This window comes from Listeria tempestatis (assembly GCF_963575625.1).
GTDB classification, from domain to species: domain Bacteria; phylum Bacillota; class Bacilli; order Lactobacillales; family Listeriaceae; genus Listeria; species Listeria tempestatis.
In genome coordinates this window covers 144,151-163,160 of record NZ_CAUYTK010000004.1, presented here as the reverse complement: position 1 = coordinate 163,160, position 19,010 = coordinate 144,151, and the positions used below count along the sequence as shown (strand labels likewise).

The following is a 19,010-nucleotide window of genomic DNA, read 5'->3' as shown; positions in this document are numbered from 1 at the left end:
GGAGGATAAATGAAACAAAATCGTAGTGACTTTATAACGGATATTGGTTTTTTGCTATTCATCCTTCTTTGTTTTATCAGCGTGGCTTTTATAGCAGACAACCCAACTGATTATTTAGCGAATATCATCTTTCTTAACATTGCTTTTTTACTTGTTATCATAACGTACTTTACAAACTTAACCTTAGGCTTGATTTTAAATATTGTGTTCATTTTTGGCTATGCAACATATATTTTGTATGAAACTGTTACAAAAGGTACGGAATATACGCTAGGTTCTTATTTTTGGTTGATTATGACACCACTTTTCACGGTGGCTGCATTTTTATTCACGCGAAATACGACAAAGTTGCAACTGGAAAACGCGGTTATCAAGTCACAAAATGAATATTTAGGTACAATTGATCAAGATACGCTATTAAAAAATATTGTTTCTTTCCAAAATGATGAAGCGATTTTTGCGAGTATTTCAAAGCGTTATGATATGCCACTTGCGTTACTTGTTGTTAAAGTTCGTCACTGGAAAGAGCTAAAAAGATTTCAAAGCAGTGAAGAAATGCGTGTCGCCCTGCAAGATATTTCGGCACTACTTGAGTCTTGTATTCGGACAAGCGATGTGCTTTATTTACTGGATAAAGAAGAGGCCACATGGGGACTTCTTCTTATAACCGATGATCCGGGAACGAAACTCGTGTCTGAACGCATTAAAAAACGGATTAGCGAAGCCAATAATACCGAATTTGCTACAAAATACCGCGTGCGTATTGAGCTCCGTGTTGGTGCTAAACTCTACGATCCAGAAACAATAAAAACACCACTCGATTTTATCGAAGCGGCTGAAAAAGAATTGGAATATGATGTTTAAAAAAATCTCAAGGGCGAAAATTCCCTTGAGATTTTTTATTAAAATGGTCAGTCCTTTTTATGATACGCACTAAGGCGTTCTTTTAAAGTACCTGTATGAAGTTCAAATAAATGGTTGTCAAAATCATAAAAGTAAATGGATTCCCCTTCGCCAGATATGCGCGTACGAGCTTCTTTGATTTCAAGATTAAGTGATTGAATGCGCGCATAATAGCTTTTGAAATCACGTGCATCAATTTTAAAGGCAATGTGGTTATAAGTTTTTTCAAGATGTGAATCACCTTTCATTATAGCAATCCACATATCTTGGATTAAAAAGAATTTTTCCTCCGTCAGTGAAAATGTTTGGTTGCCGCTTGCATAAACTTCTTTCGCATCAAAAATTTTTTCAAAGAATAGTGTCGCCTTGTCCAAATCGGCGACTATAAAGGTCATATGACTAAGTCCTCTAATCAAAATCTTCACCTCACGTCGTTTTTCGAGTCACTAGACGGAACTCGAGTTCTTGAAGGGGCTCATTTGCACCATCCAGTTCATTGTGGATAATCGTGAAAGCATTTTCCGCCTGCTTATCAATTGGATAGTGGATTGTCGTTATATCAAGCAAATGCGAAAGCTCCAGATCATCAAAACCACACACCGCGAAATCACCCGGGATGCTAAGATTTTTCCGCCGCGCTTCGGAAACAATTCCAGCAGCAAGATAATCATTTGGTGTAAAGAAAGCATCGGGTTTATTTTTCGTTTGTTGGAACCAGTGGACGATTTCTTCACCTTGTTTGCGTGTTCCCATCCCGTAAAAATGCCGGACAGCGTGAGGATCAATTCCTTTAGCGTTGCAAAAATCTAGGTAGGCCTGCATGCGGCTTTGCGTATTTAGTCCCGAGGTAACGCCGTAAATGTTTGTGATACGGCGGTAGCCTTTTTCGTAAAGATGCGTAAGACCGAGCATGTAGCCATCATATTGGTTCATAAAAACAGAAGGGATTTTTTCGTTTAGAACGCGCTGCCAAGTAACGATGGGGCCATACTTTGTGTACTGTTCAATTGTTTCCCAGTCATTTTGGCGGATAACGAGAACGAGTGCATCAATTTGTTTGCGACGAAGCATTTCGAGTGCCTCAAGTTCCTTATCGCGATTGATTTTCGTCATAAAAAGCGTCACGTTATAACCATGTTCCTGCGCTGCAATTGTGAAGCTACGAATAAATATATTTAAAGAATCCAAAAAAGTTGGGGCGACGATGCCGATTAATTTGGTAGCGCCTTTTTTTAAAGATACGGCATTTAAGTTTGGGACATAGTCTAATTCATCAATGACCGCTTGGACACGTGCGCGCGTTTTTTCGCTGACATAGCTTTGTTTATTAATGACTCTTGAAACGGTTGCGTTTGATACACCTGCGCGTTTTGCAATTTCATTTATATTCGCCAAAACATACACCTCACTTTGTTCTTTCCATTAAAGTATAGCACAAATAAAAAAAATTTTGGAAAAAGCTTGACCTGTAATGCATTACATAATTTATGATAAAAATGTAAAAAAGAAAACGCTTAAAATTCACTTAGGAGGTTTATTTGATGAAAAACGGAGTAAAAATTGTCACAATTGGTGGCGGGTCTAGCTACACACCAGAACTCGTGGAAGGATTTATTAAACGTTATCACGAACTACCAATTAAGGAATTATGGTTGGTTGATATTGAAGCAGGTAAGGAAAAACTTGAAATTGTCGGCAATATGGCAAAACGAATGGTGAAAGCTGCTGGCATTGATTGTGAAGTACATCTAACTTTAGATAGAAGAGAAGCACTTAAAGATGCCGATTTTGTGACGACACAATTTCGTGTAGGTTTACTTGATGCGCGTATTAAAGATGAGAGAATTCCGCTTAGTCATGGGATTATTGGACAGGAGACAAACGGAGCAGGCGGTATGTTTAAGGCATTCCGTACAATTCCGGTAATTTTAGGCATTGTAGAAGATATGCGCGAACTTTGTCCGAATGCTTGGTTGATTAATTTTACAAACCCAGCTGGTATGGTGACGGAAGCTGTTCTTCGTTACGGAAAATGGGATAAAGTGATTGGCCTATGTAATGTTCCAATTGGCGCAGTGAAAAGCGCAAGTGATGTACTTAAAAAGCCAGAAGAAGAACTGTTCTTCAAGTTTGCTGGTATTAACCATCTTCACTGGCACCGCGTGTTTGATAAAGATGGCACTGAGCTAACTGAACAGGTGATTGACGGCTTGTATGCGCCAGATGCGAATCCTGAAAAAGTGGTAGAAAATATTAAAAACATGCGTTTCTTATATGAGCAAGTGAAGAATTTGAAGATGCTTCCATGTCCGTATCACCGTTATTATTATATGACAGATGATATGCTTAAAGAGGAGCTTGAGTCGTTTAAAACTGAAGGGACTCGCGGCGAGGTTGTGAAACGTTTAGAGGAAAGTTTGTTTGAGCTCTATAAAGATCCAAACTTGGACCACAAACCAGAGGAGCTTTCTAAACGCGGCGGGGCACATTATAGTGATGCGGCTTGCGAAATTATTAACTCCATTTATAACAATAAAGGAACGACAATGGTTGTTTCTACGCGAAATAATGGTGCAATTGATGATGTACCTTATGATAGTGCCATTGAAATTACAAGTGTAATTAAGGCGCACGGAGCTGAGCCGATTAATTTTGGTAAATTCCCGTCCGCACAACGTGGTCTCTTACAAGTTATGAAAGCGATGGAGGAGCTCACAATTGAGGCGGCAGTAACTGGGGACTATGCAACGGCACTTCAGGCGTTTACACTGAATCCGCTCGTTCCAAGTGGCGATATTGCACAAGAATTACTGGATGAAATGCTAGAAGCTCATAAGGAACACTTACCGCAATTTTCACCGAGAAAAGAGCTTGTAAAATAAATTTTTTCGACCCGCTGATAAGGCGGGTCTTAGTTTGTAGAAAAACGACATGGAAAAAGTAGGGTCATTTACTTTTTGATTTGTTCATGCTAGGCTAGAGGGGAAAGGTGTGAACTGTTTTATGCCAATTGAAACCTATGAAAAGCAACCAAAAGCTTGGCTTGGAATTATTTGGGTTTTGCTCTATTTTGTTTTAGATTTTATTGGGCAATTCATTGGGATGTTGCCGCAATTCTTTACTGGAGCAACAGATGCGACGCTAGATAATTTTTACATGCCATGGTATATGAACCTCGCGCAAGCATTTGCGCTAGGCATTGTCATTCTTTTAGCCTACGAGACGAATATGCGCCTATTTAGCTTTAAACCATTTTCGAAAAAAACTACGATTAACGCGCTTATTATTGGTGCTGTGACGCTTCTTGTTTCAAATGTAGTGGAAATTACCATTAGTCTATTAAATCCAGACTTTAATACGGCGAATCAGACAGGACTAGAAGACGTCTTTACCAATTCTTCTGTTTTTACAATGTTTATTGCGATTGTTATTTTGGCTCCGATTGCGGAAGAAACGATATTTCGTGGTCTGATTATGGGTGTTATTTTGCGAAAATATCCTAAAATTGCAGTTATCGTAAGTTCGGTACTTTTCACGCTTATGCATGTGCCAACGGATATTTTAAGCTTTCTTATTTACTTTATAATGGCATTTGGGCTTGCTTTTATGTATTATAAAACAAGACGATTAGAAGCATGTATTTTGCTTCATTTTGTTAATAATCTTGTGGCTTTTTTCTTTATGATTTAAAAGCCCACCTTCTGTAGGAGTTGAAGTTGCCTGTGAAAAAGTTATCATTTATTTATATTTGCTATACAGTGCTAATAGGTGCGTTTGTAGGTCTTGTTGGCGCACTTTTTATTGCCCTTATCCAGTTTTCCATACATATCATTTGGCAAGAAATTCCAACACTTCTGCCTGATTTTGCTTTCTATCCAGTTCTAATTGGCTTAATAGGTGGTTTATTAGTCGGGCTTATTCAATCAAAAATTGGTCCGTTTCCATATACATTGCATGAAAATATGGCAGAAGTGAAAAAAACGGGACGAGTGGAATATAAAAATCGTTTGTTGTACACGATTTTGGCCGCCTGGGTCGTGCTCACATTTGGCGCAAGTTTAGGCCCAGAAGCTGCTCTTGTCGGGATTATTGGTGGTCTTGTGACGTGGCTTGTTGACCACATTAAGATGGATATACACCGAAAAGAAAATTTAATTAATCTTGGTATTCTTGGTATGCTTTCTGTCGTATTTCTCGCGCCGTTTAATGGGGTTGCAGAAGATTTGGATCAGGACTATCAAAATCAAAAATTGCCGCGCTGGTCTAAACTTTGTTTATCGTTTCTCGTGTCTATTAGTGGGATTGCCACATATGTTATTGTAAAAGGCCTTTTACCGCTAGAAAAAAGTGTTTTCGCTATCCGGCTACCGGAAATTTCATGGTCTTGGCTAAACCTCGCGTACTTCATCCCAATTGTTATCCTTGGTAGCCTGTTTGGTATTTACTTCTTATTTTTACAAAAAGCAGTACAAAAAGTCTTGAAATTGGTTAAAAATAAAATTTTGCTCGCTTTAATTGGTGGCGTAAGCATTGGGCTTCTTGGCATGGTTTCGCCGTATTTCCTTTTTTCAGGAGAGCATCAATTAATTGAAATTACAGCTGAAATTGGGCAATATTCTTTCTGGTTACTTCTTGCACTTGGTTTATTTAAGCCGCTACTTACTGCGATTTGTTTAGGCGCTGGCTGGAAGGGCGGAATGATTTTCCCTGCCATTTTCGCAAGTGGTGTCATGGGTTATGTTGCGACTTGGCCGCTTGACATACATGTTGGCTTTTTAATAACGGTTTTTGCTACGGCAAGCTGTACAAAAGTAGTGGGTCGTCCGTTTTTGACAAGTTCAATCCTATTATTTGTTTTCCCATTGCAATTTTTCCCATTCATCCTCACTACGGCTTTCTTAGTAAGTTTAGATTGGAAGAAAATGATTTTAAGACAAGCATAAAAAATCAGCTGTTCCTTTGGAACAGCTGATTTTTGTATTCTTTATTTCTCAACTACGTTAACATCTTCAAGTGTTCCGTATTTCGTCCACCACGGAACAGCACCTTCATTTAACAATGTATTCAAGGAAGTAATGTTTTCCTTTCCTTGCGTACGAAGCCATTCGCGAAGCGCATCATCGCCTTGTTTACCATAAACTTCGATGCCGTCTTTCCATGTTGCACGTCCACATAAAACGCCACTATATTGAACGTTATGTTTGTTTGCAAATTCAATTGTTTTATGGAACATTTCCGCAGTGACACCAGCGCTCAAGTAAATGAATGGTAGCGGAGAAAGATCGGAGCATTCTTCAAAATGACGTGCCGCATCACTCCGAGAATAGGCAGTTTCTCCGTCTGTAAAGCCTTCCACATAGTTAAAATTAACGGGTACTTCAAGTTTTAAAACATCTACACCATAACGAGGTTTGGAAAATTCTTTTATAGATGCTTTCACCTTAGCCGGTTTCAATTTCGCGTACTCAAGCGAACTAGAGTCCGTCACTTTAGAATCATACGTAATCGGTTCGAGGAAGAATGGAATATCAACCTCACGGCATTCGGCACCGATTCTTTCTAAGAAAGCGAATTTGATTTCGTTAATTTCAGCAGGCTCATCTGGATCATAGTAAACTAAAATTTTAACAGCATCGCCGCCGTTTTCCTTAATGCGAAGTGCCGAGAGATCTTCAATTAGGTCAGGCAGTTTACCAGGAATGGTTGTATCGTAACCCGTTTTTTCATAAGAAGTAAGTAAACCACAGCCTTCGTGACGCGCTTTAATGGCTGGTTTACCGAATTCATCATCTAACAAAATCGCAGAAGCATATGGTGTTAGTTCTTCTGATACGAGACGTTTGAAATCTTCCACATCTTTTTTATCTTCGGTTCCTTTAGCTGCTTGAATCATTTTTTTAAGAGAACCGCGCTGATCAATTGCAAGAGCAGCGATTACGCCTTTTTCATTTGAAAGTCTTTGCAAGCCATCAAACTTACCTTTTGTTATTGTTACCATAATTTATCTATCTCCTTTTCAAACGGTTTTTGACCCTTCTATTTTACCCCTTACCGTGTGCTTTAAACAAATGATTGCATTTCGCTCGTGTTTGTTCTACTATTCAATTATGGAGTTGTAAAAGTTGTTTTTTCTGAGGCAGCGAAAGGCTGTAGGAGTGAAGAAATGTTGGAAAAAACACGGAAAAGTAAACACGCATTAAAGAAAAAATATCGTAGAAGACGTATTGCGGCGCTTTCTAGCATTCTTGTTATTTTTTTGTTAGCTGTAATTGTGGGGATTAGTTGGCTAACGCCCAAAAAAACAAGTGAAAATGTACCAAAAGCAAAAGTCAGCCAAAAAAAAGAAACTAAAAAGCCTAAACAAGAAACAAAAACAGCGGAAGTGGTTGAAAATAAGGAAGTAGATAGCTACTTAAAGCAGATTGGTTTTAGTGGCACAGCCGTTGTTGTTCGCGAAGGACGTACGGTTTTGAACAAAGGTTATTTGTATGCGAATCGGGAAACCAAAACGGCGAACACGCCTGATACGCTCTATTACATTGGTTCGGCACAGAAGGCATTCATTGCTACGGCAATTTTGCAACTGGAAGAGAAAGGTCGGTTAAATACCGAAGATACGGTAGGAAAGTACTTGCCAGGCTTTCCAAATGGTGGACAAATTAAACTGGCAGATTTACTTCATCATACGAGTGGCTTAGTAGGGCACACGGAATCAAACGAGGCTATAACGCCAGAAGCACTTGTAAAAGACATTGCGGCGCAGGGGATTAAGCGCGGCCCGGGAAAATGGGATTACCTTGACTCGAATTATACGGTACTCGCCTACCTCGTTCAAAAACTAAGCGGTCAAAGCCTCTCTGATTACCTCACGGAACATGTTTTTCAGCCAGCGGGCATGAAAAAGGCTGGTTTTTACCAAACGTTTAAAAAAGAAAAAAATGCTTCGATCGGCTACTATGTGAAAAAAGATGGCAGCTATTTTCGGCCGTCGCTTCCAGATTTATCGCAGCTTTTCGGTGTGGGAAATATGTACATGTCCGCATTCGATATGTATTTGTTCGACCACGCCCTAAGTTCGCGGCAACTTTTATCTGAAAAAAGCTTTCAAAAGATGTTCACAAAAGGAAGCCCCTCTTTTTATGGTATGGGCTTTTACGTTGATCCTGGTAGTTATAATAGCCACGGTGTATTAAACGGCTGGAACGTGTCAAACAGTATGAGTCACAGCGGAAAAACATATGTTGTACTCTTTTCAAACATTCAAAACAACATTCGCTCTTTTGGAAAAGTAAACAACCATATTTACGAAATTTTAAATAAGTAGGGGAGTCATTGGGTTTTCTGCGACAGAAGGTAAGCGTCCGGAAACGCTCCAGCTTGTAGAAAACTCGGAGTACGCAAAACAGCCCTTTCTTTTTATGAAAAAGTGGACTAATTTAGGAAAGTGCTTGGGGCATAATTACATTTTGTTTTATAAAAAAGCAAATAAGCAAAAATCCAGTAAATATGCCATTTTTTTAAAATGGATTTTACTGGATTTTTTATTTATGTTCCAAATTCTTTTTAGCGCTCGACTTTTTCGATTTCTACGACGCGGAAACCTTTACGGTCTAAGTGAGCGATGATATCGTCTTTTAGTTTTTCGTCAACAGTGTTTGGTAAGGAAACGAGAACGCGGCGAATTAAATCTTCCGACTGATTATCAAGTGTGATGACGTTTGAGATGTTTGTATATTTATCGACAATCTTCGTAATCTTAGTTAAAGAACCGGATACTTCGCCTGTTGCGATGGTTAGAACATAACCCGTTGTATCAACATTCCATGCGTCTTGGAGTAAACCGAGCATTTTTCCATGTGTTAAAATTCCGTAGAAATCACCATTTGTTTTTAAAACAGCGATGTAGGGAAGCTCTTTGATTGTAAAAAACACTTGGAAGAATGAAGAATTTACACTAATATGTTTCGTTGCATTTTTTAGTAGGGAAGTCACAGGGTCTGTTAAACTTCCGCCACTCGCGGCATGCCTGTAGATGTGCATTTTATAAATATTTCCTAGGAATTTTTCCCCTGTCACATCAAGAACAGGAACACAACGATAGCCAGATTCTTCAAGCAAATGGATGGCTTCTTGTAAAGTTGCTGTCTCGGGAACGGTTGTTAATTTTGCTTTTGGGATGCAAAGGTTTTTGATTAACATATCGGTCACTCCATTCTATTTTCTCACTATTTCTATTTTAGCTTAAAGCGGATGGTTAGTACAGCATAAACAGTAAAGCTAACAAAATAATCGTTCAAAAAAAGAATGCGCAAACAGGCATTCTTTTAAGCAAAATAAAAAACCTTTATAAGGTTAGTTGTTGTTTCCGTGAAATTGTGTTATACTAAAAAACGCTATTATAAATAGTGTTAAAAAATCGCACAATTAGTCTACTTTAATACTATACACTTTATTTTTGATTTTGTCAACGAATTTGGGAGGCTTTTTTTATGAATAAAGAAGAACAAAACGAGCAAAGCCGCATTGATTATACGATTCAGGCGATTAAAAAGGAACAAAAAAGAATTCAAGAATCATTAAAATCAGTGAAACAAGAAGCACGCGATATTCGGTCGAATTTTTGGGAAGACGTGCGTGTGAACTTAGCGGAACCAGATGATGTTTCTGAAACAAACATTAGTATTCGTCAGCAAGAACATTTTCTAAGAGAGCGCGAGCGAAATTATGAACACGGGGAAAAACAACTTGCGGTTTTTGAAAAAATGAAAAGTTCGCCTTATTTTGCCCGAATTGATATTGAAGACGAGGAAACACCACGTGAGGAAATCTATATTGGAATTGGTTCCGCGCTTGATGAGTCCGATCAGTTTTTAGTGTATGACTGGCGTGCACCGATTTCAAGTGTATACTACGACGGGCAAATTGGTAAGTCTACGTATGAAACGCCAGAAGGAAACTTGACGGTTGATGTATTATTGAAGCGTCAATTTAAAATAAAAAACGGGCAACTTGAATCCATGTTTGATACAAGTGATGCGATTGGCGATGAAATGCTTCAAGATGTGCTTGGCGGCGAATCGAGTTTACAAATGAAAAATATTGTGGCGACCATTCAGCAGGAACAAAATCGCATTATTCGTGATACAAAAAGCGACTTATTATTCGTTCAAGGTGCGGCAGGAAGCGGCAAGACGTCTGCAGTTTTGCAGCGCATTGCCTACTTGCTTTATCGTTTCCGAAATGGGCTTGATGAAAAGCAAATGATGATTTTTTCGCCAAACCGCTTATTCAATCACTACATCGCAAACGTCCTGCCAGAACTTGGTGAGAAGAACATGATTCAAACGACATTTCAAGATTTTACAGCGAAACGGTTGGGAAAACTAGATGTGGAAAGCCTTTTTGAACAGTTTGAGAATGAAACAAACGATGCGCGCAAGGAAATGATGCTTTTAAAAGAATCAACATTGCTCATGCAACTAATTGAAAAATATGTGTCGCTTCTCCAACATGGTGGTTTACGATTTAAAGATATTAAATTTCGCGGGGAAACATTACTTTCCAAGGAAGACATCAAAGCGGTTTTTTACGCGACACCGCGCTATAAAATGCCCGCAAGGCTTTTAGAGACGAAAAAAATTCTCCGGGAAAAGTTGTATGAGTTAGCCAATTTGGAAGCCAAAAAAGAATGGGTAAATTATGAGATGGAGCTACTTAGCGAGGAGCAGTACCGCGCGCTTGTCCCGACAAAACTAGAGTTCGAGAATTTTAATGATGAAAAAGATTATTTGGCAAAAAAAATTGTCCGTTTGAAGTTCAAAAAATTGCATCAAAATATCGAAAAAAACCAGTTTCTGCATATCAAACAACAATTTGGGCACTTTATGCAATATGCCCCGCGATTGTTTGATTTACAGGATTTTGGGCTTTCAGAATCCGATTGGAGTGCGGAAGTTCATCGTGTTGTGAAAAGTTTAAATAAAAATAAACTGGCGCTTGAAGATGCCGTTTTGTTCCTCGAATTAAACGATGCAATTGTCGGCAAAAAAATTAATCGTATCATGCGTTTTGTTTTTATTGACGAGATTCAAGATTATTCGAAAGCTCAAATTGCGTATTTAAAATCGATTTTTCCAAGTAGCCAGTTTACACTTTTGGGTGATTTAAACCAAGCAATTTTTAAGAAAAATGAGAAGTCGCTACTAGAAGAAATTGCACCACTTTTTGATTCCTCGCGAACTTCTGTGGTTGAGCTTACGAAAAGCTACCGCTCCACGGAACAAATTACAAATTTTACGAAGGAAATCATGGCAGAATCCGACCGAATTATTCCGTTTTCAAGGCAAGGTAAGCTTCCAAAAGTGATGCAAACGGAAAGTTTTGTGACGATGATGGAAGCAGTGCAAGAAGAAGCATTAAAATTAAAAGAAACGTCTAATATGGTAGCAATTATTGGACGAAATCAAGAAATTTGCGAACAAGCTTATTTATCGCTATACAAAAAAATGGACGTTAAACTCGTTCACATGGGAAATCAAAAGTTATCTGAAGGTATCATGCTTATCCCGTCTTATTTGGCAAAAGGACTTGAATTTGATAGCGTGATTGTTCTTGATGCTTCGGAAAAGTCCTATCCGACTAGCGCAGACAAAACCTTGCTTTATACAATGTGTTCGCGAGCGATGCATGATTTAATCGCCATTTCAAACGGCGAAGTGACACCGCTTTTTAAAGAAATTCCAAGCGACCTATATGAATTTGAAAAACGGGAAACACAAGTCGAAGTTCAGGATGAATTTAAAAAATAAAATAAAGAATCTGGATTAGACTGCTGACAAATGGTAATTTTAACCACCTGTAACTACATTCCGATGTTCACATACTCAAGTACGCTTAGAATCGCACTAGTTGTCAGCAGTTTGATTTTGTGTGTAGATTTTAAGTTTTTCTGCAACTAACGTCAGCAAGATGCTGGCGTTTTTTTCGTAAAATATTTTACAGCGCGGTATAATGTTTAGAGGGGATTGAAAAGGTGTATTAATACTTAAGATAGGAAAGTGAGGAGCGGAATGATGAATAAACAGATTGGCAATTTTGATTACTATAATCCCACGCATATTGTTTTTGGGAAAAATCGGTTTTCTGAACTTTCGGATTTAATTGCGGAGGATAAGAAGGTTTTGATTTTGTACGGCGGCGGGAGCGTTGAAAAATTTGGAACGCTTTTGAAGGTTCGTGAGGCTCTTCACGGGCATTCGATAGGTGAATTTGGTGGTATCGAGGCAAATCCGACATTCGAAACGCTTATTCAAGCGGTAGATTTAGTCAAAAAAGAAGGGTATGATTTCTTGCTTGCTGTTGGTGGTGGTTCTGTGATTGACGGGACGAAATTTGTTGCGGCTGCAGCGCGTTTTGACGGTGATCCGCTTGATATTTTTGGGAACGGTGTTGGGGCTGGTAGACCAGTAAAAGAGGCGCTTCCGTTTGGGACGGTATTGACGCTTCCAGCAACGGGATCTGAGATGAATAGTGGGGCGGTTGTGACGATTAAAGCGAAAAAGGCGAAGGTGAGTTTTGGAAGCCCGGTAACATTCCCTGTCTTTTCGTTACTTGATCCCGAGCTTACATATACGCTTCCTGAAAGGCAACTTGCTAATGGTGTGATTGACTCATTTGTGCATGTTATGGAGCAATATTTGACGTATCCGGTCGGGGCGATGGTGCAGGATCGCTATGCGGAAGGGTTGCTTCAAACGCTTATTGAGATTGGGCCGAGTGTCATTGATGAAAAGAATCATGATTACAATTTGCGAGCGAATTTCATGTGGACGGCAACAAATGCGTTAAACGGGACGCTTAATAAAGGGGTTCCAGGGGACTGGGCGAGTCATTCACTTGGACACGAGATTACAGCGCTTTACGGGATTGATCATGCGCGGACGCTTGCGATTGTTTTACCAGCGCTTCTAACGGTTCGTAAAAAGGAGAAATTCGATAAACTTGTGCAATATGCGGAACGCGTGTGGCATATTACGGAAGGTAGTAATGAAGCAAAAGTTGAACAGGCGATTTGGAATACCGGGCAATTTTTTGAATCACTTGGTGCCCCGATTTATTTCAGTGAGTATAATTTAGGGGAGGAAGTTGTGGAGGAGCTTGTGGCACAGCTTGCGCGCCACGAATTGACGGCAATTTCAGAGCGCGGCGATCAAACGCTTGAAGTAAGTCGGGCAATTTATAAGAAGGCATTAAAAGCAGAGTAAGGCCAATAATGCTCTTTTTTATCAAAATAAAGGGGTGAAGTAGGGTGGAAACGGAACAAAGGGAAAAAACTTTTTTTGGACATCCTAGAGGCTTAGCAACATTGTTTTTCACCGAATTTTGGGAGCGTTTTTCGTATTACGGAATGCGTGCGTTGTTACTTTATTATATGTATACACAAGTGTCCGACGGGGGGCTTGGCTTTAGTCAAGGAACATCGACAGCAATTATGTCGATTTATGGTTCATTAGTTTATATGTCTGGGGTAATCGGCGGCTGGGCGGCTGACCGTTTGCTCGGCTCAAGACGTACGATTTTCTGGGGCGGCGTTCTGATTATGGCTGGGCATATTGTTCTTGCGCTTCCTATGGGGGCGTCGGCGCTGTTCTTTTCGATGATTCTCATCATTTTAGGAACAGGGTTTTTAAAACCGAATGTGTCGAACGTCGTTGGTGACTTATACGCAAAAGGCGATAATCGCCGCGATGCAGGTTTTAGTGTTTTTTATATGGGGATAAATTTAGGCGCGTTTATTGCACCGTTCATTGTTTCAGGTGTTTGGGGCGCCACAGATAGTTTTCACGCTGGGTTTAGCGTAGCTGCTTTCGGGATGGCAATCGGTTTAATTGTATATGTCATCACTGGAAAACTTTATTTAAAAGAGGCTGGCAAACAAGTGCCAAATCCAATGACGAGTTCTGAAAAAGGGAAATTTATTTGGTTTGCACTCGCTATAGCAGCTGCAATCTGCGCTTTAATTGCTGCAATTGCATTTGTTACAGGTAGCTTCACGATTAACACAATCATCCTTGCTGTGACCATTCTAGGCGTAGGCATTCCAGTCGCCTATTTTGTTGTCATGATTAGTAGTAAAAAAACAACGACTGACGAACGTTCAAGGTTGTATGCTTATATTCCGCTATTTTTAATTGCCGTTTTGTTTTGGATGATTGAAGAACAGGGCTCGACTACGCTTGCGATTTTTGCGGCTGAACGAACGCAACTAGACATTTTTGGTTTCACCTTAAATCCTGCCAATTTTCAGTCATTAAACCCAGTTTTCATCATCATCCTATCTCCTGTGTTTGCTTGGCTTTGGGTGAAATTAGGGGATAGACAGCCGTCAACGCCGAAGAAATTTGCTATTGGTTTGTTTTTTGCGGGGTTGTCTTTTGTGATTATGATGTTCCCAGGTCTTATAAATGGTAATACGACAACGCTTGTTAGTCCATTGTGGCTTGTTGCCAGTTTCTTTATTTGTATTGTTGGCGAGATGTTCATTTCGCCAGTTGGGCTTTCTGTTACGACAAAACTTGCTCCAGCAGCATTTGCCTCACAAACGATGAGCTTATGGCTTTTAGCGGACAGTATGGGGCAGGCATTTAATGCACAGGCAACACAATTTTTCAGCGCGGACACAGAAGTAGCATACTTCGGAATCACCGGTTTCATCGCCATCGGATTCGCCATTTTACTTTTCTTAATATCACCAATGTTAAAAAAATATATGCGCGGTATAGATTAACCAATTTAGGAGCCTGAAAACGGCTCCTTTTTATAGCAGAAAATACAAGTATACAATTTATTATCATATCTTTATATGCTATACTAAAAATGGATTAACAAGTCAACAAAGAGGTGATGCAGATGATTAAAATTCAAATTAGCGAAAGCGAATTGCGCGCCTATGCAAGGGAGCTACGGGAGGCAAGCGGAGGGGCACCTTATCATCCGTGGGGTTCAGGGAATATGAGCTATTCCTATGCGAGCTCCATCAATGATTTCCGCACGGCCATCATGGAATCAATTGAGATGATGCACCAGTTTTCCGAGCTCGCGGACAAAGATGCGGCACGTTTAGAGAAAATGGGCGAAGCGTTCGTAAAACAAGATCGAGCGGCAGGACAAGCCATCGAAGGAATGGGGCTGCGCTGATGGATGCGAAAAGTGAGCAAAACACACAAGCCCTACTGGATTTACGAAAGCAAGAAAGCGACATGGAAAATGTTTTACATACCCTTCAAAATCAACAAAACCAATTGGAATGGCTGGAAGAAGACCATGTACGCGTCAAACAGGAACAAGAGGAACTGCGTGAACTTCTGCGTGAGGCTTGGCAAGGAGAGCGCGCTACGGGTTTCCATTTGTATACCGAAGAGATGCAGTACGAGGAACAACGGGACTGGCGGCAAGGTATTGAGAGAGAAACCACGGATGTTACGAACCAAGTAACGGCTTCTAAACAGACTTTACGAGAGCTAGAAGCGGCGCAGGTCAAACTTCGAAAGGAGTTGTCCTCATGAGCCGAATAGATATTGCCGAAGTACGTGCCTTTCAACAAGCTTTACAACAAGCCAATACGACCATGCGTGCCCGTATACAAGCGGTACAAGCAAGCGCCTTGCGGTATTCAGGCGACTACTTTTTAGACGGACAAGCCATTCAAGCTTCCCAGCAGTATTTTCGCGAAACCTACCAGACGGTAGGGGGAAGTTTACTTGACATTTTAGATACGAGTGAAGCCCTTTTGGAACGCTATTTGAATGACTTTAGTGCCCAAGTAGATGACTCTAGAAACGCCAGAGTCGATGCAGAGTTACTAGGCATAGCTGCCGAGAAAGCGCGAAGTATCCGCCGAAAACAAGAAGATTTGAAGCGGTCTCTTACGGCACAAACAGGAGCTTCTCAGGAAGGACGCGTTCAACAGTTACGGCTAGACCTAGTTAACGCGGTGGAAGAAGAAAAAATTCTGGAGAACTATTTACAATTTGAGCAAAGTCATACCCACTTTTTCCAAGAACTTTTAGGTCTTGTAATGACCACACAAAGAACGATGAAACAACTCTTGCAGGACGTCCAATTTAACGCCCAAACAGGAAGCTATACATATCCAAAAGGCTATACCCAGTCGATAGAAGGGTTGAAAAAGCGACTTGATGCCATTCGCGGCGTAGACCCAAAACTAGAAAAAGCGCTAAAAGCGTATCAAGTTTTGGCAGTGGTGTATTACGATGCTCACGGAAAACCGCAAGTGATGTGGCTGCTTGAACAAAACGGAGTTGGCGTGAGTGACCCGAAACTAAAAAAATACTTAGAGAAAACCGGAAAATACTTAGATTCAAGCGACTACCAAATTATCACAAATGAGGATTTAAACCAAAAAATCAACCAAGCGTGGAAAAAAGGCACGTATTATATGGACGGCACGAAATACTCCGGGATGGTTGGTGGCACGCTCCGCGCATCAGCGTATGTGGAGTCTGTGAAAGGCACGTTGGATGAAAGCGGACTTACAGATGTAGTGATGGGGTTAGGTTTAAGCACGGCAGCGATTCGAGGGAGTATGACGTATGGGAAGGTTGGTGGAGCTAACACTTTAAATCCAGAACTTCAAAAATTACATGGGAAATTGGATAATTTAACGGAGAAACATTTATTACCACAATTCAGTAAAATAGACCCTAATCTTGAGGCTGGATATATTGGATCATTTAAAACAGGTACAGTTGGTAACCCAAATAAAAGTACTTTTGGTCAACCGATAGATTTAAATAATTATGATATAGATTTCTATATAAAAAGTGATGTATTATATGAAATGTATGGAAATAGTATCAAAGCAAATCCGCAATTCCGAGAAATATTGTCACAAACGCCAGGATTTGAAGGTTTGAAACCAAATAAACAAGGATTTTCAATTAAATTTTTACCATCAAGTAATTAGAGAGTAGGAGAGGAATTAATTATGAACGAGAATAAGTATGGGATGAAAGCAACGGTAAGAATAATATTTCAAGGTGACTTAGAACAGTTATCTATTTTGTTACAAGAAAAGTTAAATATACCAGAGTTTTGGTTTGATACAGATGGACAGCCACCTCATGGTGAAATTGGATTTTGTGAGGTGTTTGGTTTGGAACTGGAGATTAAAAATTTTGAAGGTGATTCGGCAGATTACATTTTAGATGTTATCACAACAGATTCTTTTACGGAAATAGCTGCTGGTAGGATGTATGACATCTCTCAATGGCTTGCAGATTATATTGCCTTCTCGTGCAAACTGACAACATTTGCTGATTAAATATTTCATATTATAAAAAGAAAGACTTTGTGTGCAAGAATATCCGAGATGTGTATAAAAATGATGAGAAAATAAAAAGGCACTCTACCACTCAATGGGAATCGAGGAGATAGAGCCTTGACTAGCAAGAGTGAACTCACTAATCAAGTTGCGAATAGCCAACAAAAAGCTAACTGTATTTATTGGACTGGAAAAGCAGGGACTGTTCTAGTTTCTGGGTTTATTTTCCGTACTCTAAAAGCTGGGAATATGTAGTTATTGAAACGGTATTAGTGAAAGAAGCTGATACCGTTTTTTCATGTATCAAAAAACAGATTTTGGAGGATAAAAGTAATGAATACAAGAAAAAATAAGCAACCGATAAAAGAAATCAGCCATCAAGATATTTATCATGGAAAATCGGTACATATATTATAGGGACGGCATGAAATGCACCAGAATGGTTGGAGGCACGCTTCACACTTCGGCATATGTGAAATCGCGATGAGAGCCACGCTTGATGAAAGCAGCCTTATAGATGTAGTGATGGGTTTAGGCTTGAGTACCGCAGCCATTCGGGGGAGTATGATGTATGCGGGGGGTAGAAGTAGTAAAGATTATAGCCAAACAAGAATTTATTGGACTAAGGTAGAAGAGTTTAATAACATCAAAGTATATCAAAGAGATGACCTGATTGATGCTAATTTTTTAGATTCAACGAACAGGACAAATGCACAAAGAATGAAACAAGGGTTGGCACCGCTTGGACCAGATGGAAAACCAATTAATCTTCACCATACTACACAACGAAATACAAGCTCCATTACTGAAGTGACCCAATCTTTTCATCAAAGCAATAAAAGAAGTATTCATATAAACTCAAACAATATACCTTCTGGTATAGATAGGCAACAGTTTGGGGTATGGAAAAAAGCTTACTGGAAGGACAGAATCTCAAATTTAGAATAAATGGAGGGAATTTAATGAGCATTCAAAAATATAACGAGGCAAAAAAAATATTATCTAAAAATAGCGATATGATTTTTAGTATAGGTGGAGCTGATGAACAAACCATTAGTAAGGCAGAAGATATTTTATCTTTAAAATTTCCCGAAGATTATAGAGCTTTTCTTAAAGACTATGGTATTTTAAGCATTGGAGCAGAGGAAATATATGGAATTGTTAAAGATGATTTTTTCAATTCTAGTGTTCCTGATGCTATTTGGTATACTTTAATTGAGAGAAAAGAAGTTAGTATGCCTCCTTATTTAGTTGTTATTTATGATACAACAATTGGAGAATTGTTTTGCTTAAACTATGATAAGATAAATGATAATAATGAACCTAAAGTAACATCGTATATGGCTGGGATTGACGAGGAAAGTCAAACTTATGAAGTAATTGCGAATAGTTTTGGAGAGTTTCTTTTAGAAAGAGTTAGTAATGAAATTTAATTATATCAGTGAGATTAACTTTATAAATTTAAAAAGTATATTTCAAAAAACTTGCTTTATTTTCTAAGATTAAAGGTTAGTTTTTCTCACCATGCTTTTCTTTTTTAATAGAAAAAGTATGAAAAATACAAAGAAGCAGGAGTATATAATCAACCAATAAGTTATGTGAAACCAAATTCTTTATGACTAGCTGAATTGTGAACGATAAAAACGGCATGAGTGAAAAAAGCCACTGATGCCGTTTTTCAATGAACTTAGGCATGTGTTGGGTTTCCTCCGAACACTAGCCTACGGAAAGCGGTGGAAATGATCTCACGGACTTAGTGTGCTGG

General features: G+C 39.4%; 19 protein-coding genes. 15 read left to right on the top strand and 4 right to left on the bottom strand.

The window, feature by feature from the left end; translation table 11 throughout:
* The first annotated feature begins 9 nt into the window (after positions 1-9).
* A complete protein-coding gene (locus R8923_RS07465; RefSeq protein WP_485872142.1) occupies positions 10-864 on the top strand; it encodes a diguanylate cyclase domain-containing protein in 855 nt (284 codons plus the stop codon).
* Between the two features lie 47 nt (positions 865-911).
* Here R8923_RS07465 and fosX read toward each other — a convergent pair whose 3' ends face one another.
* Positions 912-1,319: a FosX/FosE/FosI family fosfomycin resistance hydrolase gene (gene fosX, locus R8923_RS07460; RefSeq protein WP_485872141.1), complete on the bottom strand. Its 408-nt coding sequence runs from the start codon at positions 1,317-1,319 to the stop codon at positions 912-914.
* A 10-nt stretch (positions 1,320-1,329) separates the two neighbouring features.
* Entirely contained in the window at positions 1,330-2,298 is a 969-nt protein-coding gene (locus tag R8923_RS07455; RefSeq protein WP_485872140.1) for a LacI family DNA-binding transcriptional regulator, read from the bottom strand.
* Positions 2,299-2,444: 146 nt separating this feature from the next.
* On the opposite strand from R8923_RS07455, the gene R8923_RS07450 reads away from it, so the two are divergent.
* The 3 genes from R8923_RS07450 to R8923_RS07440 all read left to right on the top strand — a co-directional run bounded on the left by R8923_RS07450 (position 2,445) and on the right by R8923_RS07440 (position 5,846).
* Positions 2,445-3,785 (top strand): 6-phospho-beta-glucosidase, encoded by a 1,341-nt coding sequence (locus R8923_RS07450; RefSeq protein WP_485872139.1) that lies wholly within the window; start codon positions 2,445-2,447, stop codon positions 3,783-3,785.
* 109 nt (positions 3,786-3,894) lie between these two features.
* Positions 3,895-4,593: a CPBP family intramembrane glutamic endopeptidase gene (locus R8923_RS07445; protein ID WP_485872138.1), complete on the top strand. Its 699-nt coding sequence runs from the start codon at positions 3,895-3,897 to the stop codon at positions 4,591-4,593.
* Positions 4,594-4,625: 32 nt separating this feature from the next.
* The gene (locus tag R8923_RS07440; protein ID WP_485872137.1) at positions 4,626-5,846 is read left to right on the top strand and encodes a chloride channel protein; all 1,221 of its coding nucleotides are present in this window, start codon (positions 4,626-4,628) and stop codon (positions 5,844-5,846) included.
* Positions 5,847-5,887: 41 nt separating this feature from the next.
* Here the strand turns inward: R8923_RS07440 and R8923_RS07435 are convergent, their stop codons facing one another.
* Positions 5,888-6,901, bottom strand: coding sequence for a tagatose 1,6-diphosphate aldolase (locus R8923_RS07435; RefSeq protein WP_485872136.1), 1,014 nt, complete (start codon positions 6,899-6,901; stop codon positions 5,888-5,890).
* A 168-nt stretch (positions 6,902-7,069) separates the two neighbouring features.
* Here R8923_RS07435 and R8923_RS07430 point away from each other — a divergent pair, with 168 nt between their 5' ends.
* Positions 7,070-8,227 carry a serine hydrolase domain-containing protein gene (locus R8923_RS07430; RefSeq protein ID WP_485872293.1) on the top strand — a complete coding sequence of 386 codons (1,158 nt, stop codon included), beginning with the start codon at positions 7,070-7,072 and terminating at the stop codon, positions 8,225-8,227.
* Between the two features lie 239 nt (positions 8,228-8,466).
* Here R8923_RS07430 and cbpA read toward each other — a convergent pair whose 3' ends face one another.
* Positions 8,467-9,102: a cyclic di-AMP binding protein CbpA gene (cbpA, locus tag R8923_RS07425; RefSeq protein ID WP_485872135.1), complete on the bottom strand. Its 636-nt coding sequence runs from the start codon at positions 9,100-9,102 to the stop codon at positions 8,467-8,469.
* 290 nt (positions 9,103-9,392) lie between these two features.
* On the opposite strand from cbpA, the gene helD reads away from it, so the two are divergent.
* From helD to R8923_RS07375, 10 genes are all read left to right on the top strand, one after another.
* Entirely contained in the window at positions 9,393-11,711 is a 2,319-nt protein-coding gene (gene helD / locus R8923_RS07420) for an RNA polymerase recycling motor HelD (RefSeq protein ID WP_485872134.1), read from the top strand.
* 264 nt (positions 11,712-11,975) lie between these two features.
* The gene (locus R8923_RS07415; protein ID WP_485872133.1) at positions 11,976-13,166 is read left to right on the top strand and encodes an iron-containing alcohol dehydrogenase; all 1,191 of its coding nucleotides are present in this window, start codon (positions 11,976-11,978) and stop codon (positions 13,164-13,166) included.
* Positions 13,167-13,210: 44 nt separating this feature from the next.
* Positions 13,211-14,689 carry a peptide MFS transporter gene (locus R8923_RS07410; RefSeq protein WP_485872132.1) on the top strand — a complete coding sequence of 493 codons (1,479 nt, stop codon included), beginning with the start codon at positions 13,211-13,213 and terminating at the stop codon, positions 14,687-14,689.
* Positions 14,690-14,805: 116 nt separating this feature from the next.
* A complete protein-coding gene (locus R8923_RS07405; RefSeq protein ID WP_485872131.1) occupies positions 14,806-15,099 on the top strand; it encodes a DUF3130 family protein in 294 nt (97 codons plus the stop codon).
* Positions 15,099-15,467, top strand: a complete 369-nt coding sequence (locus R8923_RS07400) for a DNA double-strand break repair Rad50 ATPase (RefSeq protein WP_485872130.1) — start codon at positions 15,099-15,101, stop codon at positions 15,465-15,467. Before R8923_RS07405 ends, R8923_RS07400 begins: the two co-directional genes overlap by 1 nt.
* Entirely contained in the window at positions 15,464-16,888 is a 1,425-nt protein-coding gene (locus tag R8923_RS07395; protein WP_485872129.1) for a T7SS effector LXG polymorphic toxin, read from the top strand. The genes R8923_RS07400 and R8923_RS07395 overlap by 4 nt, the downstream gene beginning before the upstream one ends.
* Positions 16,889-16,909: 21 nt before the next feature.
* Positions 16,910-17,245, top strand: a complete 336-nt coding sequence (locus R8923_RS07390; protein WP_485872128.1) for a hypothetical protein — start codon at positions 16,910-16,912, stop codon at positions 17,243-17,245.
* A gap of 117 nt (positions 17,246-17,362) precedes the next feature.
* Positions 17,363-17,500, top strand: coding sequence for a hypothetical protein (locus R8923_RS07385; protein WP_485872127.1), 138 nt, complete (start codon positions 17,363-17,365; stop codon positions 17,498-17,500).
* Between the two features lie 228 nt (positions 17,501-17,728).
* Positions 17,729-18,193: an HNH/ENDO VII family nuclease gene (locus R8923_RS07380; RefSeq protein WP_485872126.1), complete on the top strand. Its 465-nt coding sequence runs from the start codon at positions 17,729-17,731 to the stop codon at positions 18,191-18,193.
* A gap of 14 nt (positions 18,194-18,207) precedes the next feature.
* Positions 18,208-18,678, top strand: coding sequence for an SMI1/KNR4 family protein (locus tag R8923_RS07375; protein ID WP_485872125.1), 471 nt, complete (start codon positions 18,208-18,210; stop codon positions 18,676-18,678).
* Positions 18,679-19,010 lie beyond the last annotated feature (332 nt).

Excerpts from the sequence above, each read along its gene's own strand:
- R8923_RS07465 (WP_485872142.1), top strand. The coding sequence starts at position 10 with ATGAAACAAAATCGTAGTGACTTTATAACGGATATTGGTTTTTTGCTA.
- R8923_RS07450 (WP_485872139.1), top strand. The coding sequence starts at position 2,445 with ATGAAAAACGGAGTAAAAATTGTCACAATTGGTGGCGGGTCTAGCTAC.
- R8923_RS07435 (WP_485872136.1), bottom strand. The coding sequence starts at position 6,901 with ATGGTAACAATAACAAAAGGTAAGTTTGATGGCTTGCAAAGACTTTCA.
- cbpA (WP_485872135.1), bottom strand. The coding sequence starts at position 9,102 with ATGTTAATCAAAAACCTTTGCATCCCAAAAGCAAAATTAACAACCGTT.
- helD (WP_485872134.1), top strand. The coding sequence starts at position 9,393 with ATGAATAAAGAAGAACAAAACGAGCAAAGCCGCATTGATTATACGATT.
- R8923_RS07415 (WP_485872133.1), top strand. The coding sequence starts at position 11,976 with ATGAATAAACAGATTGGCAATTTTGATTACTATAATCCCACGCATATT.
- R8923_RS07405 (WP_485872131.1), top strand. The coding sequence starts at position 14,806 with ATGCAGATGATTAAAATTCAAATTAGCGAAAGCGAATTGCGCGCCTAT.
- R8923_RS07400 (WP_485872130.1), top strand. The coding sequence starts at position 15,099 with ATGGATGCGAAAAGTGAGCAAAACACACAAGCCCTACTGGATTTACGA.
- R8923_RS07395 (WP_485872129.1), top strand. The coding sequence starts at position 15,464 with ATGAGCCGAATAGATATTGCCGAAGTACGTGCCTTTCAACAAGCTTTA.
- R8923_RS07390 (WP_485872128.1), top strand. The coding sequence starts at position 16,910 with ATGAACGAGAATAAGTATGGGATGAAAGCAACGGTAAGAATAATATTT.
- R8923_RS07380 (WP_485872126.1), top strand. The coding sequence starts at position 17,729 with ATGAGAGCCACGCTTGATGAAAGCAGCCTTATAGATGTAGTGATGGGT.
- R8923_RS07375 (WP_485872125.1), top strand. The coding sequence starts at position 18,208 with ATGAGCATTCAAAAATATAACGAGGCAAAAAAAATATTATCTAAAAAT.